Annotated in this window: 12 protein-coding genes; 10 read left to right on the forward strand and 2 right to left on the reverse strand. The window is 35.6% G+C overall.

Going from position 1 to position 15278, the window contains the following annotated elements; genetic code table 11:
• Positions 1–29: 29 nt before the first annotated feature.
• The 7 genes from BUE24_RS05465 to BUE24_RS05495 all read left to right on the forward strand — a co-directional run bounded on the left by BUE24_RS05465 (position 30) and on the right by BUE24_RS05495 (position 5734).
• On the forward strand, positions 30–1070 hold the full coding sequence (locus BUE24_RS05465) for a zinc-dependent alcohol dehydrogenase family protein (RefSeq protein ID WP_073314770.1): 1041 nt from the start codon (positions 30–32) through the stop codon (positions 1068–1070).
• An 11-nt stretch (positions 1071–1081) separates the two neighbouring features.
• A complete protein-coding gene (locus BUE24_RS05470) occupies positions 1082–2005 on the forward strand; it encodes a carbon-nitrogen hydrolase family protein (protein ID WP_073314772.1) in 924 nt (307 codons plus the stop codon).
• Between the two features lie 120 nt (positions 2006–2125).
• Entirely contained in the window at positions 2126–3004 is an 879-nt protein-coding gene (locus BUE24_RS05475; RefSeq protein WP_073314773.1) for a DUF6492 family protein, read from the forward strand.
• Between the two features lie 167 nt (positions 3005–3171).
• Positions 3172–4011: an alpha/beta fold hydrolase gene (locus BUE24_RS05480; protein ID WP_073314775.1), complete on the forward strand. Its 840-nt coding sequence runs from the start codon at positions 3172–3174 to the stop codon at positions 4009–4011.
• The gene (locus BUE24_RS05485) at positions 4004–4498 is read left to right on the forward strand and encodes an RNA polymerase sigma factor (protein WP_073314777.1); all 495 of its coding nucleotides are present in this window, start codon (positions 4004–4006) and stop codon (positions 4496–4498) included. The genes BUE24_RS05480 and BUE24_RS05485 overlap by 8 nt, the downstream gene beginning before the upstream one ends.
• Complete coding sequence (locus tag BUE24_RS05490; protein WP_073314779.1) at positions 4491–5087, forward strand: hypothetical protein; 597 nt, start codon at positions 4491–4493, stop codon at positions 5085–5087. The genes BUE24_RS05485 and BUE24_RS05490 overlap by 8 nt, the downstream gene beginning before the upstream one ends.
• A gap of 71 nt (positions 5088–5158) precedes the next feature.
• On the forward strand, positions 5159–5734 hold the full coding sequence (locus tag BUE24_RS05495; RefSeq protein WP_073314781.1) for a YdeI/OmpD-associated family protein: 576 nt from the start codon (positions 5159–5161) through the stop codon (positions 5732–5734).
• A 7-nt stretch (positions 5735–5741) separates the two neighbouring features.
• Here the strand turns inward: BUE24_RS05495 and BUE24_RS05500 are convergent, their stop codons facing one another.
• Together BUE24_RS05500 and BUE24_RS05505 are read right to left on the reverse strand one after the other, a co-directional pair.
• On the reverse strand, positions 5742–6470 hold the full coding sequence (locus BUE24_RS05500) for a LytR/AlgR family response regulator transcription factor (protein ID WP_073314783.1): 729 nt from the start codon (positions 6468–6470) through the stop codon (positions 5742–5744).
• Between the two features lies 1 nt (position 6471).
• Complete coding sequence (locus BUE24_RS05505; protein ID WP_073315348.1) at positions 6472–7542, reverse strand: sensor histidine kinase; 1071 nt, start codon at positions 7540–7542, stop codon at positions 6472–6474.
• Positions 7543–7724: 182 nt separating this feature from the next.
• Here BUE24_RS05505 and BUE24_RS05510 point away from each other — a divergent pair, with 182 nt between their 5' ends.
• From BUE24_RS05510 to BUE24_RS05520, 3 genes are all read left to right on the forward strand, one after another.
• The gene (locus BUE24_RS05510; RefSeq protein ID WP_073314785.1) at positions 7725–10136 is read left to right on the forward strand and encodes a TonB-dependent receptor domain-containing protein; all 2412 of its coding nucleotides are present in this window, start codon (positions 7725–7727) and stop codon (positions 10134–10136) included.
• 178 nt (positions 10137–10314) lie between these two features.
• Positions 10315–13623 carry an amidohydrolase family protein gene (locus tag BUE24_RS05515; protein WP_073314787.1) on the forward strand — a complete coding sequence of 1103 codons (3309 nt, stop codon included), beginning with the start codon at positions 10315–10317 and terminating at the stop codon, positions 13621–13623.
• Between the two features lie 154 nt (positions 13624–13777).
• The gene (locus tag BUE24_RS05520; RefSeq protein WP_073314789.1) at positions 13778–15274 is read left to right on the forward strand and encodes a S10 family peptidase; all 1497 of its coding nucleotides are present in this window, start codon (positions 13778–13780) and stop codon (positions 15272–15274) included.
• Positions 15275–15278 lie beyond the last annotated feature (4 nt).

Consider the following 15278-nt stretch of genomic DNA (forward strand, 5'->3'; position numbering starts at 1 on the left):
AAAGGTCCACCTGCATATTAAAAAGTTCTATGAAAGCAATTGTATTTGAAGAATTTAAAGGTCCTCTCACCGAACAAAATGTACAAGATCCAACGCCTAATCCGCACAGTGTTGTTATTAAAGTCACTGCAACTGGGTTATGCCGTAGTGATTGGCATGGTTGGATGGGACATGATCCAGATATCCGATTACCACATGTCCCGGGGCATGAATTGGCTGGAGTTATTGAGGCTACCGGGAAATTCGTCAAAAACTTTAAAATTGGGGATAGAGTTACCGTTCCCTTTGTAGCGGGTTGCGGTCACTGTGGTGAATGTATATCGGGCAATCATCAAGTGTGCGATCACCAATCCCAACCCGGATTTACACACTGGGGTTCATTTGCAGAGTATGTTGCTATAGATTATGCAGATACTAATTTGGTTCGGCTACCCGATTCGATCGATGATGAAACTGCTGCTACTTTGGGATGTCGATTCATCACATCTTTTAGAGCTGTTGTGGAGCAAGGCAAAGTAAGTGCAGGACAATTTATAGCAATTCATGGATGCGGTGGTGTTGGTTTGTCGGCAATAATGATCGCAAAAGCGATAGGAGCGCAAGTTATTGCTATAGATATCAATGATCAAACTTTACAATTTGCCAAAGAATTGGGTGCATTTGCAACAATTAATGCAAAGGATCAAAAACATATTGTGGATGAGATACGATCCTTGACCAATGGGGGTGTTCATGTTTCCCTCGATGCGTTAGGAAGTGCAGCTACTTGTTTTAATTCTGTGGCTAATCTCAGAAAAAGAGGAAAACATATTCAGGTAGGTCTAATGACAGGAGATCATGCACATCCCAAAATCCCAATGGACATGGTGCTAGCTAATGAGCTAGAAGTAATTGGAAGTCATGGGATGCAAGCTTACAAATATCCAGAGATGTTACAAATGATAAGTGCTGGTACGTTGAAACCCCAAAAATTAATCCAGAAAACCATTTCTCTGGAAGATGCAATAACCGCTCTACCCCAAATGAACACTTTTCAAAATATGGGAGTACAAGTAATTAACTCTTTTTAAAACCCTAAGGTATGTCTGTAAAAGTATGTTTGATTCAGGATCATCCAGAATTTTTTGATAAAGAAAAGACCATTAATAAGGTGGCTTCTTTGGTTTCCCAATATGCCAAAGAGGGTTGTAACTTGATTGTTTTCCCAGAATCTTTTATACCTGGGTATCCCAGAGGGTTTTCTTTTGGAGCAACGATAGGTAGCAGAACTCCAGAAGGCAGGGAACTATATGCTACATATTATGATAATAGTATTGATCTGGAAAGCGAGGATCTTAAACGCCTGGAAAAAATAGCTAAGTCAGAAAATGCATACCTGGTAATTGGCGTAACCGAAAAACAAGCTGTAAACGGAAGTTTGTACTGCTCTATGCTTTACATTTCTCCAACAAAAGGATTGTTAGGGGTACATAGAAAAATTAAACCTACCGGTACAGAACGCCTAATCTGGGCTGAAGCTGCTGGAGAATCTTTAGTGGCATTCGATACTAAAATCGGGAAATTAGGAGGATTGATCTGTTGGGAAAATTACATGCCACTAGCGCGTATGTCTATGTACCAACAAGGAGTAGAAATTTATATTGCTCCCACTGCAGATTCTAGAGAAGAATGGACCTCAACCATGAAACATATTGCCCTAGAGGGGAGATGTTTTGTTTTGGGTTGCAATCAATACTACACCAAATCTATGTATCCAGACACCTATCAAACTATGGTAAATAACGAACCTGAAGAAATGTGTCCAGGAGGTAGTATCATTGTTTCTCCATTAGGAAAAGTTATGGCGGGACCTCTTTTTGGTGAATCTGGAGCGTTAATTGCTGAATTGGATCTGAATGAAATCACACAAAGTAAACTGGATTTTGATGTAATTGGTCATTATTCGAGAAATGACATCTTCCATTTTGAAGTAAAAAATCAGCCCGATATGAAGACAGAAAATTAAATCCCTTTTTTTAAATTATCATTCTACTAAGTTTTAATTAAATATAGATAGTAGAAACCTTAAAAGGAATAGTATTCTTATTACTTTTAAAGAACACAAATAAATCTTTAGTCTCTCTTTATGAGTAAACCTGTTGAATTCACCTTTGTTTTACCTACCAGACTTAAGGGAGGAAGAAAATATGATGACTACTTCAGAGTAAAAGAATTTCTCATACCTTCTTTGAAAAAAAATTTAATTGATAAAGATCATATTGAATTAATTATTATCATTCCAGAATATGAATTCATCTATTTTGATCCAGAAGATCTCGGACTTTCGAATTTTAGATATAGAGTTTTCGGCGACAAGGAAGTCATAGGAAAACAACATCATATTGGTGGATGGTACAAACAACAATTGATTAAATTGGCTATTGCCGGAGTCGTTACTTCAGACTATTTTTTGACTTTGGATGCTGATGTTATTTTATGTAACCCTATTTCTTATAAAGATTTTTTTCAGGAGGGTAAACCCATAATTCAAAAAGAGTTGTATAGCTATCATATCCGTTGGTGGCAAAGTACTGCAGCTCTATTACATTATGACATCAAATTTGATCCAAAAGGGTATTGTCCTGGTGTTACACCTGCAGTACTTTCTAAAGAATTAGTAATCAAAATGGTTTATCATCTTCGTAAACATTTTAATGACTCAGATTGGATGGGTAGTTTATGTAGAAATCTGAAACATCCTTATGAAGCATCCTGGACTGAATATTGTTTGTATTGGTTATTTATAATGCAAGAGCATAATTTGTCCTCTTTGTACTGCACAAACCCAGATCGAATTCTATTGGGTAAAAGTATTTGGTCCGATGGTGAATTCCATAATATGAAAGGAAACATAGGCTCTCAACTGTTTGAGTACAAAAATCATATTTTTAGTATTGTACAAAGTAATCTAAATGATTTGAATTTTGCAGAGTTAAAAAAGGAGTTGACTCCGTTTATTTTTTGAAAAAGGTGTGAATCCTTATAAACCGTGAAAAACGAATACTTGCGCTGGTTTTATTCACTAATCAGATCATGAGATTTTAGCTGCATCCAATTTTTTCGTGTTTTTTTTCAATCAAGTGTAACAATTCTTTTGGTATTGCATCAAAGGGAAAAACAAAATACAAAAACATGAAAACTTTAAAAATCGTTTTTCTTCTAATTATTGTTACAAGTTTGGGATACAGTCAATCATCATCAATCAAAATTGAAGTTCTTGGAGAGGGGGATCCGATAATATTCCTTCCAGGTTTTATCACACCAGGATCTATTTGGAAAGAAACAGTAACACACTTAACTTTAGATAATGAAGCACACCTAGTATCCTATGCTGGTTTTAACGGTATAGCTCCAATAGAAATGCCCTGGTATAACACCATCAAGAAAGAATTGGTCACCTATATCAAAAACAAAAAATTGACAAATGTAACGATAATAGGACACAGTATGGGGGGCAATCTCGCCACAGATTTGGCGGCAGAACTACCAGATACTGTGACCAAATTGATCATTGTGGATGCTCTTGCTTGTATGCGAGAAGTCATGATGCCTGGTATACCCGCCAGTAGTTTACAATACGACAGTCCTTACAATCAACAAGTACTGGCTATGGAAGAAGCGCAATTTAAGCAAACAGCTATGATGATGGCTCAAAATATGACAAATACTGAAGATAAAGTACAAACCATTGTCGATTGGATTTTGGAGGCCGACCGCAAAACTTATGTTTATGGATATACAGATTTATTAAAATTGGATTTAAGAGAAGTATTGGATAAGGTAAACGCTAAAACTTTAATTCTCGGAGCTTCTTTTCCTTCCTTAGAAATGGCCAAAGATAATTATGAAAAACAATATTCAAATTTATCCGACAAGACCATTACAATGGTTTCAAACAGTAAACACTTTATTATGTTTGACCAACCCGAATGGTTTTATAATCAGGTAAACGCTTTTCTAACTAATGAGTAAAAAGAACCAACAACTCTTTGAGACGGTATATCAGCAGTGCTACCCTATGGTATTGCAAATGTGCCTGGGTTTTGTAAAGGGTAATAGTGATTTGGCTAATGATCTATCTCAAGAAGTATTTATTAATATTTGGAATGCTCTGGATAAATTCAAAGGAAAATCCACTCCTAAAACCTGGGTGTATAGAATTACCGTGAATACCTGCTTACAATATCTTAGAAAAGAAAAGAATAAAACGAAACTTCCGATAGAAAAAGTAGAACAGGTATTGATAGATGAATCCAAAGAAATTGATCATCAACAAAATCAAAACCTCTACCGTGCAATTGGACAACTAGAAGAACTAGATCGGCTTCTTATCATGATGGTACTCGAAGAACAAGATTATGATACTATTGCCGAAGTACTAGGAATTACTCCAACAAATGTTAGAGTAAAAATTCACAGAATTAAAAAAAGATTAAAAAAAATATTGGATCATGAGTGATAATTTTGAAGCACTACAAAATCAGTGGAAAAAAAATAAAAAGCAAGTTGAACACGATTCTGATGCAATGAGCAAAATGCTAGCATCTATAAAAGCCAAAAGAAACTGGAGCAAACGATTTCATTACGGGAACATCGTTGTTCTCTCCCTTGTAGTAGTTCTAATTTCTTCCTTTTTCTACTTTGTCGCACCAGTACAAAAAATCTTAAGTCAAATCGGAGTTGCGCTTATGGTCGGAGGTTTACTACTTAGAATAGGTATCGAGTTTTTTAGTGTTGAAAAACTAAAGCAAATACAATTTGATGATACTGTTTTGAAAAACACAACGGATACTCTGTCTTTTTATGCCTTCAGAAAGCAAATCCATGGCCCAATTACAATAGGCATTATCGCCTTATACACTATAGGTTTTTTCTTTATTACTTTAGAATTTACATTATATTTTTCTACAATAGCAATGATCCTTATTTATGTATCCTATGTTATTGGAGCGATTGTCCCTGTATTTTTTGTTAGGAAAAACATCATAAAAGAAATTAGAATCTTAAAAGAAATCACCCAATTAAAAGACCACATTAGTATAGCATAAGCTACATATCCAAAATACTACTAAAAATAAAAAGCGTATCTTAAAATTCTTATTGAAATACACCAAAAAAAATGCAAGACAAACCCGAATTATATTTCAAAAATGATCAGGAATGGCGAAACTGGTTACACAATAACCATAAGGAATATGGAGGTGTTTATCTCATCTTTTATAAGGTGGAAACCAAAATACCCAGTATGCGCTGGGAAGAAGCAGTGCGTGTAGCTCTTTGCTATGGATGGATTGATTCTACTGTTAAGAGGATTGATGACCAACGTAGACGGCAATATTTCTGCCCTAGAAAACCAAAAAGCGTTTGGAGTAAAGTAAATAAGATCCATATCAAAGATCTTATTAAAAACAAACTCATGCACAAAAGCGGTTTGACCAGTATCCAAATCGCTAAAGAAAATGGATCTTGGACCGTTCTAGACGATGTCGAGAACGGAATTATACCTGAAGATCTGCAAAAAGCCTTTACATTAAATCCTCAAGCCTATGAAAATTATCAACAGTTTGCCAGAGGATATCAAAAAAGCTATTTGTACTGGTTGAATCAAGCCAAACGAGAAGAAACTCGAAATAAACGAATCATTGAAATTATCAACTTATGTGAAGCCAATCAAAAAAGTAGAGGTAATCGATAACGAAGTATCAAAACATCAATTTTTTGATGTTATCCATATATCCTCTGCTCACTCTTACCACATCATCATTTTGCATGACCACATCGTAGCTTTTGGTATATTTAATTAACTCTTTCACATTATGAATATTAATTATAGAGGAACGATGAACTCTAATGAATACAGATGGATCTAGCTTTTCTTCCAAAACAGAAATTCCGAAATTACTTAAATAAGTGCCATTATTCGTGATTAGTTTAGAATAATCCCCATACGCCTCAACACGAATAATCTCATCTACAGCTACAGTAATTAGTTTGTTTTGAGACTGTACCAAGATGCGTTCCGGATATTTAGGTTTATCCATCAACAAACTCTCTGCCAATGGCCTAATTTTATTTTCTTTACTATTACTAGATATTTTTTCTATAGCAGTTTTAAAGCGTTCTTTTGTATATGGTTTTAACAAATAATCAATCGCATGCACTTCAAAAGCTTGCAAAGCATACTTATCATATGCGGTAGAAAAGATAATCTCTGGGATTTCTTCAATATGTGTTAATACATCGAACCCCGTCATACCAGGCATCTGTACATCCATAAATACCAAATCCGGAACAAACTCATTAATCATTTTTACGGCATCCACCCCATTGTTCGCTTCTCCTAACAATACCAGCTCCGGAAAATCTATCAAATACTCCTTGATCAACTTTCTTCCTGCTGCTTCGTCATCAACAATAATTACTTTTTTCATATTAAATGGCGAAATTTATTTTAAGCCCCTTAGGCTCATTTTCTGAAATATGTAATGTGGTATTGTAAATTTTTTCTAATCTCATTTTGGTATTCGTTAACCCAATACCTTTATCGAATACCTTTTCCTTATCCTTGATTCCAACACCTGTATCTGAAATCTCAAAATATAGTTTTTCTTCTTTTCTGAATATTTTTACTGATACTGTACCTCCTTCGATGAGAGGTGCTAATCCATGTTTTACAGAGTTTTCAACCAAAGGCTGCAATAACATGGGAGGAATCATTTCATCCATTACGTTTTTTGCAACATCAATTTCAATTTGTAAACGTTCTTCAAATCTTTCTTTTTCAAGTGCAAGATATTTTTTGACAAAATCGAGTTCGTCTTGAAGTGGAACTCGTTCTGATTGAGAAGCTTGTAGTTGATATCGAAACAAGTCTGATAATTCTGCTATTAGATGTCGTGTCTTTTCGTTTCCAGGAGGAACTGAAGCGCTTATTGTATTAAAAACATTGTACAAAAAGTGCGGATTTAATTGTGCCTTTAAAGCTGCCAATTCACTTTTTAATGCAGATGCTCTTAACTCTGCCTCAAGTTTTATTTTATTTTTATTATCTACATGATATTGATACGAATGAAAAATTCCAAACTGCAAAATATAAAACAAAGCAGGTAAATATATATCCCAGATTTTTGCCGGCCCCGTTAAATAGAAAAAACCAAATAGACCACTAAAAATACTATATAGCTGTTGCCAAACCAAAACAAAAAATGGTAATAATAGGACATGTAACAATAATTTCTTTTTCATTGACCAAGCCTTTAATTCTCTAAACAAAAGCCACCAAATGGGAATTGTGATAATAAGTTTTAACAGATACCCTAATCCGCTGTCATCCATAAAAATTATAGGATCAAACAATACATTCCCTTCATTATCGAATCTGCCACGATTCATCCATAAGGCGATATGATATGCTGACGCAAAAAAACAATAGAATCCTATAAACGCCATCAATTCGCCAATTCGAACTCCCAAAAACTTTTTCTGTAAAAATGATTTTTCCATAACGATATTCAATACTCACAAAGCTAAGCTTAAAAACTTTTCTATTATTTATTTTTCGATGAATGGTCCTATAGCCTGCCGAACTGGAATTTTCCGTTCAACCCCATATAGGACCACTTATCGGTTTTCACGTGTTTGATATCCTCTTAAAATTCATATTTGCCTCATCAAATTTAACAATCATGAAAACGAAAACAGTTAGGTTATTAGTAGTATTAGGGATAATTATAAACCATTATGCAATTGCACAATATAACATTACAGGTATTATCGCAAATGAACAATCCTCCCCTATCGAATCCGCTACCATTTCATTAATCAATTCTTCAAACAATCAATTTATTAGAGGAGTAATTACAAGTACCGAAGGGATATTCAATATTCCAAACATCAACAATGGATCTTATATCATAATCGTTTCGAATTTGGGGTATGCAGAATTTAGAACTGCACCCTTCACTATTGAGGACGTAGATAAAAACTTAGGTGTTATTCAGCTTTTTCCTGAAGCCGAAAATCTAGAGGAAGTTACTATTACCGCAGAAAAACCTATTGTCGAAGTACTTCCAGACAAAACAGTATTTAATGTCCAAAATACTTTGGGAGCCACTGGAATTTCAGGTTACGAATTGTTGCGTAAAGCTCCGGGGGTAATTATTGATAATAACGACAATCTCGTCGTAGAAGGTAAAACCGGAGTATTAATTTACATCGATGACAAACCATCTGTGTTAAGAGGGCAAGATTTGGTGAATTACCTAAAAACCATACAATCCAGCGATATTGAAGCCATCGAAATTATCACACAACCTTCATCAAAATACGATGCAGAAGGTAATGCAGGCATCATTAATATCAAGTTGAAAAGAGACAAAACCTTAGGTACGAATGGATCCGTGGGTAGCGGTTTCACCTATGGAGATTTTGCAAGATATACGAGTTCTCTCTCATTTAATAACAGAAGTAAAAAATCTAATTTTTATGGGAGTTACAGCAATCGGTTTGGAAAGAGTTTCAACTTTATTAACCTTTTCCGAACGCAAAACAATACGATTTTTGACGCCAGAACAGAAACTATTAACGATAACAATAGCAACAACATAAAACTTGGCTATGATTATTATGCCAATAGCAAATCTACTTTTGGGATCATTGTTTCTGGTAACTTCTCGAATAATATTTCTGATAGCGATTCGAGAACTCCTATCATTCTACAAGGAACCACAACCCCAGATCAAGTTTTGGTCGCTGGTAGTGATACAGATACCCAAACCCAAAATCTATATGCCAATATCAATTACAAGTTTAAAGATACTTTGGGGCATAGTCTGAACGTAGACTTAGACTATGGTGGATACAATAGTGATCGTACAAATTTGCAGCCTAACCGTTATTTTAATGGAGATGAAACTGAATTGATTAGTGAAACCATCAATTTTATGGTTACTCCGATAGAAATTACGCTTTTAACAGCAAAAGCCGATTACGAACAAAATCTTTGGAAAGGAAAACTTGGGTTAGGTGTTAAATATTCCAATATCAATACAGAAAACGAATTCGATTTTTTTGATCGTATAAATGGTAATGATTTGCTTAACTTAGACAGAACCAATGATTTCACCTATGATGAAAGGATCAGTGCGGCTTACGTGAACTACAATCGAAAATTCAAAAAAACATCACTTCAATTTGGACTTAGAGTAGAACATACTGATTCTGATGGACAGCTATTTAGTGCTCAACAAAATGCAGACGATCGTGTAAAACGTAATTACACAGACTTTTTCCCTAGTGGAGGAATCACCCATCAAGTAAATAGAAAAAACTCTTTGGCCCTATTGTATAGTAGAAGGATCCAACGACCTAATTATCAAAACTTAAATCCTTTTGAGTATAAAATTGATGAATTATCATTTAGACAAGGAAATCCTTTTCTTCAACCTCAGTATACCGATAATATTAAACTTTCGCATACGTACAACTATCGATTGACCACTGCCATCAGTTATAGTTTTATTAAAGATTACTTTGCCCAGGTAACTGAGGCTCTTGGTGATGATCAAAATTTTATAATTACTCGTAATGTAGCTAATCAAAAAATCATCAACCTTAGTATTTCATATCCCACAAAAATCACAAACTGGTGGAGCGTATATTACAGCATAAATGCCTATAGAAGTATTTTTGAAGCTACCGATGAAGATTTTCTTTCTGTATCCCAAAACACACTCAGCTTTTATGGACAGAACACCTTTTCTCTACCTAAAGAATTCAAGATGGAAATCTCTGGCTGGTATAGTTCTCCTTCGATATGGGGAGGAACGTATCAAACACAAAGTCTGGGATCATTAAATCTTGCGTTACAAAAGAAATTTCTCGATAACAAACTTACCGCCCGTCTGGCTTTTAATGACATTTTATTTACCACGCCATGGAAAGGTGATACACAATTTGGCGACTTAAGAATAGATGGTAGCGGAGGAAGTGATAGCAGACAAGTACAATTTAACCTGACCTACAACTTTGGAAGAAAAGAAATTAAAGCTTCCAGAAAACGAAAAACAGGTCTAGAAGACGAAAAGAAAAGAATTTAGAATTAGCCATAATCTTACTCACCGGAATTTATGACAAACGCATAAATTCCGGTTTTCTATTTCTGTGCATTCCTTAATATAGCAAGTCTTCGATCTAACTAACATCTACCGATTAACAACACTTTAAGATATTTTTTGGTATAAATCCTTATTTTCGGATCACTATAAACTACACATCATGCACAAACACATTATTACTACTCTAGCTTTAGGAGTATTTGTAATTTTTAACGCACACGCTCAAAAGAAGAAAAAAGACAAAAAAGAAGAAGAAAAATGGGAGGTTACCAATCCAAAAGGAGAGTTTAACTACAAAGATCATTCTTTTACTACTACCGAAGGAACCTGGATGAACCTAGATGTAAGTCCCGACGGTAAAACAATAGTTTTTGATATGCTGGGAGATATCTATAGTCTTCCGATTTCTGGAGGTAAGGCCAAAGTATTACGAACCGGAATCCCCTTTGAAATTCAACCTCGTTTTAGTCCAGATGGAACTAAAATATCATTTACCAGTGATGCTGGTGGTGGTGACAACGTTTGGATAATGAATACCGATGGAAGCAACGCCAAACAGATTACCAAAGAAAGTTTCAGGCTATTAAACAATGCTGTTTGGATGCCCGATGGAAACTATTTGGTAGCAAGAAAGCACTTTACTTCTCAACGGTCTTTGGGAGCTGGAGAAATGTGGCAATATCATGTCACCGGAGGTTCTGGATTGCAATTGACCAAAAGAAAGAACGATCAACAAGATGTAAACGAACCTAATATTTCTCCCGATGGAAAATATATGTACTACAGTGAAGACATCTACCCAGGTGGTTCTTTTCAGTACAATAAAGATCCGAATAAGCAGATTTACGTTATAAAGCGTTATGAATTCGAAACGGGAAAAACTACGACGGTTACCGGTGGACCTGGTGGAGCTGCCCGCCCTCAAGTATCCAGAGATGGAAAATTATTAGCATTTATTAAAAGAGTTCGTACCAAATCTGTTCTTTTTATTCATGATCTCGAAACTGGTCAAGAATGGCCTATTTATGATCAATTAAATAAAGATCAACAGGAAGCTTGGGCTATTTTTGGAGTGTATCCCAACTTCAGTTGGCTTCCAAATAATAAGGAGCTCGCCTTTTGGTCTGGAGGAAAAATCAATACGATTAATATAGATACCCAACAGGTCACTAATATTCCTTTTACTGTAGATGCTACTATTAAGATTGCAGAGACTTTACATTTTAACTCACCTGTAGCTCCAGAAGAGTTTACTGCCAAAGTGATTAGAAATGCAGTAACTGCACCAGATGGAAAAACAATTGTTTTTAGTGCCTTAGGCCAATTATGGAAAAAAAGTTTACCAAATGGAAAACCTCAACGTCTTACATCGCAATCTACACACTTCGAATTTGAACCTAGTTTTTCTCCTGATGGACAAAGTATTGTTTATGTAACATGGAATGATGAAGAACTAGGATCTGTAAATAAAATTTCGATTTCAGGAGGATCGTCTACAAAGCTTACCGTAGAAAAAGGAATCTACCGTACGCCAACATACAACAATACTGGGACTGTAATCGCTTTCAGAAAAGAAAATGGAAATAGTGATCAAGGGCTTAGTTTTGCCAAAAACACTGGAATCTATACCATGTCCTCTACTGGTGCTAATCAAAAATTAGTGATCAACGAAGGAGAGTATCCAGTGTTCTCAAAAGATAACCAACGTATTTTCTATCAAACAGGTGGTACTTATTTTGGTAGTTTGACTAAAAAGCTAGCTTCAGTTAACCTAAATGGAAAAGACAAGAAGACACACCTTAAGTCAAAATATGCAAACCGATTGGTACCAAGTCCAGACAATAAATGGATTGCTTTTACCAACTTGCACAAAGCTTTTATAGCTCCTTTGGTTCTAAATGGAAAAGAGATTGACCTGGATAACAAAACCAAATCGGTTCCTGTAACTCAAATATCCAAAGATGCAGGTATTAATCTTCATTGGTCACGGGATAGTAAAAAAATATTCTGGACTTTAGGGGGTGAATACTTTGCAAATGATGTAAAAGATAAATTTACTTTTTTACCAGGATCACCAGAAAAAGTAGGAGAAATTACATCAAAAGGTATTGAAATTGGCTTAAATGTAAAAACAGATATTCCTACTGGTAAAATTGCATTTAAAAATGCACGAATTATCACTATGGAGGGTAACGAAGTTATCGAAAATGGAACGATACTTATTAACGGTAATCAAATAGAAAAATTAGGGAATGCTTCTGAAGTAACCATACCTGCAGATTACAAAACTTATGATGTTTCTGGTAAAACGATTATGCCAGGAATCGTAGATGCCCATGCACATATTGGTGGTTTCCGATACGGGCTTACTACCCAAAAACATTGGCAACTGTATGCTAACCTTGCTTTTGGAGTAACAACGGTACATGATCCTTCTGCTAATACCGAGTCAATTTTCACCATGTCAGAGATGATCAAGGGCGGAAATATGGTAGGACCTCGTCTCTACTCTACCGGGATTATTTTATATGGAGCAGATGGAGATTTCAAAGCGGTAGTCAACAATCTGGAAGATGCCAGATCTGCTATACGAAGAACCAAGGCATTTGGAGCGAAATCGGTAAAAAGTTACAACCAACCGAGACGAGATCAAAGACAACAAGTAATACAAGCAGCGCGAGAATTGCAAATTAATGTAGTGCCCGAAGGAGGATCAACCTTTTATCACAATATGTCTATGATTATGGATGGGCATACCGGTATCGAACATAATATTCCTGTAGCACCTGTTTACAAGGATGTTAACGAATTATGGAAGACCAGCAAAACCGGATACACTCCTACTCTTATTGTAAATTATGGTGGTATGAATGGTGAGTATTACTTCTATCAAAAAGATAATGTTTGGGAGAATGAAAAGTTACTGAAATATACTCCTAGATCTATTGTAGATGCAAGATCAAGACATAGAACCATGGTACCCGACGAAGAATATGAAAACGGTCATATTTTGGTTTCTAAAACCTGTAAGGCATTAACGGATCTGGGTGTAAAAGTAAATCTGGGAGCTCACGGGCAATTACAAGGATTGGGTGCACACTGGGAATTATGGATGTTTGAACAAGGTGGTATGACCAACCTTGAAGCCTTACAAGCAGCAACCATCAACGGCGCTCAATATATTGGTGCTGGAAATGAAATTGGATCCCTGAAAGCAGGAAAACTTGCCGACCTTATTGTTTTGGATAAAAATCCTTTAGATGATATCCGAAATACTGAAAGTGTAAAGTTTGTAATGGTAAATGGTAGATTGTATGATACAGATACTATGAATGAAATTGGAAATACCACCAAAGAACGCAGTAAATTCTGGTGGGAAAACAACAAATACAATCAAGCTTTTGAATGGCATCAGGAATCTCAAAGCTTTATGCGAGCTGGATGCGGATGTCATATCGGACATAATTAATACCTTTAGACCCTAAAGATGTAAGATCTCTAGGGTCTTTTGATATAAACTCAACTCAAAATAAATACTGTAAAAAGACTAGTATGCCTAATCTTGTTGTTCAAACCATTTTTTCGGCCGTGTACAGATAAAAATTAAACCTTACATTTAAAGAATGAAACACCAACGATCAATTCTTATTCATCTGCTTCTACTTTTAGTGGTAACCTTAAATGCGCAACATGTAAAAGTTCCAATAGATACCACTATAGTCTCCAATCACAGTACAACAATCAAAGGGAAAACAATTCCGTACAAAGCTACTGTAGGGTTTCAGCCTGTTTGGGATGAAAATGGAATACCCATAGCTTCCTTGTGTTATACGTATTACAAGCGATCTGATATCAAAAATGATCAAAATCGTCCGCTACTAATTTCATTTAACGGAGGTCCAGGTTCTGCTTCGGTTTGGATGCATATTGCTTATACAGGTCCAAGAATACTAAAAATAGATAATGAAGGGTTTCCTGTACAACCTTATGGTATAAAAGCGAATCCAAATTCGGTTCTGGATGTAGCCGACATTGTTTTTATTAACCCAGTAAATACTGGTTATTCGCGCATGATCCCAGGAAAAGATGGCAAAATGCCTGATAAAAAATTATTTTTTGGAGTTAATGCAGATGTAAAATACCTGGCGGACTGGATCAATACTTTTGTATCCCGTACTAATCGCTGGAGATCCCCTAAATATCTTATTGGTGAAAGTTATGGAACTACCAGAGTATCCGGATTGGCATTAGAACTGCAAAATCGTCAATGGATGTATTTGAATGGTGTGATCCTAGTATCTCCTACTCAGATAGGATTTAAATTTGATGGCCCAGTAGAGGTAGCCAATCGTTTACCTTATTATGCAGCAGCAGCATGGTATCATAAGATGTTACCTCCTGCCTTGCAAAGTAAAGATTTGCTAGAAGTACTACCCGAAGTTGAAAATTATACAATCAATGAGTTGTTACCTGCTATTGTACGAAGCGGGTATTTGGATGCGAGTAAAAAAGAAGAAGTTATCTCCAAAATGGCGTATTATTCAGGTTTATCCAAAAAGACCATTCGCCAGCATAATCTAGAAGTACCTAAAAGTTATTTCTGGAAAGATTTACTAAGAGATAAAGATGGATATACGATTGGAAGATTAGATTCCAGGTACAAAGGAATGGATATCAAAGAGGCCGGAGAAAGACCTGATTATAATAGCGAACTCACCGCTTGGTTACACGCTTTTACACCCGCAATAAATTATTATTACAGCCAAGAATTAGGTTTCAAAACGGACTTAAAGTACAATATGTTCGGCCCTGTAAGACCATGGGATAGAACACAAGATAGCACTGGTGAAAACCTCAGAAAAGCGATGGCTATGAATGCCAACTTACATACGATGATCCAATCTGGATACTATGATGGTGCTACCACTTATTTTAATGCCAAATATGTAATGTGGCAACTTAATAGTAATGGTAAATTAACTGATCGTCTTAGTTTTAAAGGATATCGAAGTGGACATATGATGTATCTTCGTAATGAAGACCTAATACAAGCCAATGAAGATATACGAGCATTTATTACCAAATCTTCAGCAAATATCAATAAAGGTTCTAAGTACTAAAAAA

The organism is Aquimarina spongiae (genome assembly GCF_900141785.1).
Lineage (GTDB): Bacteria > Bacteroidota > Bacteroidia > Flavobacteriales > Flavobacteriaceae > Aquimarina > Aquimarina spongiae.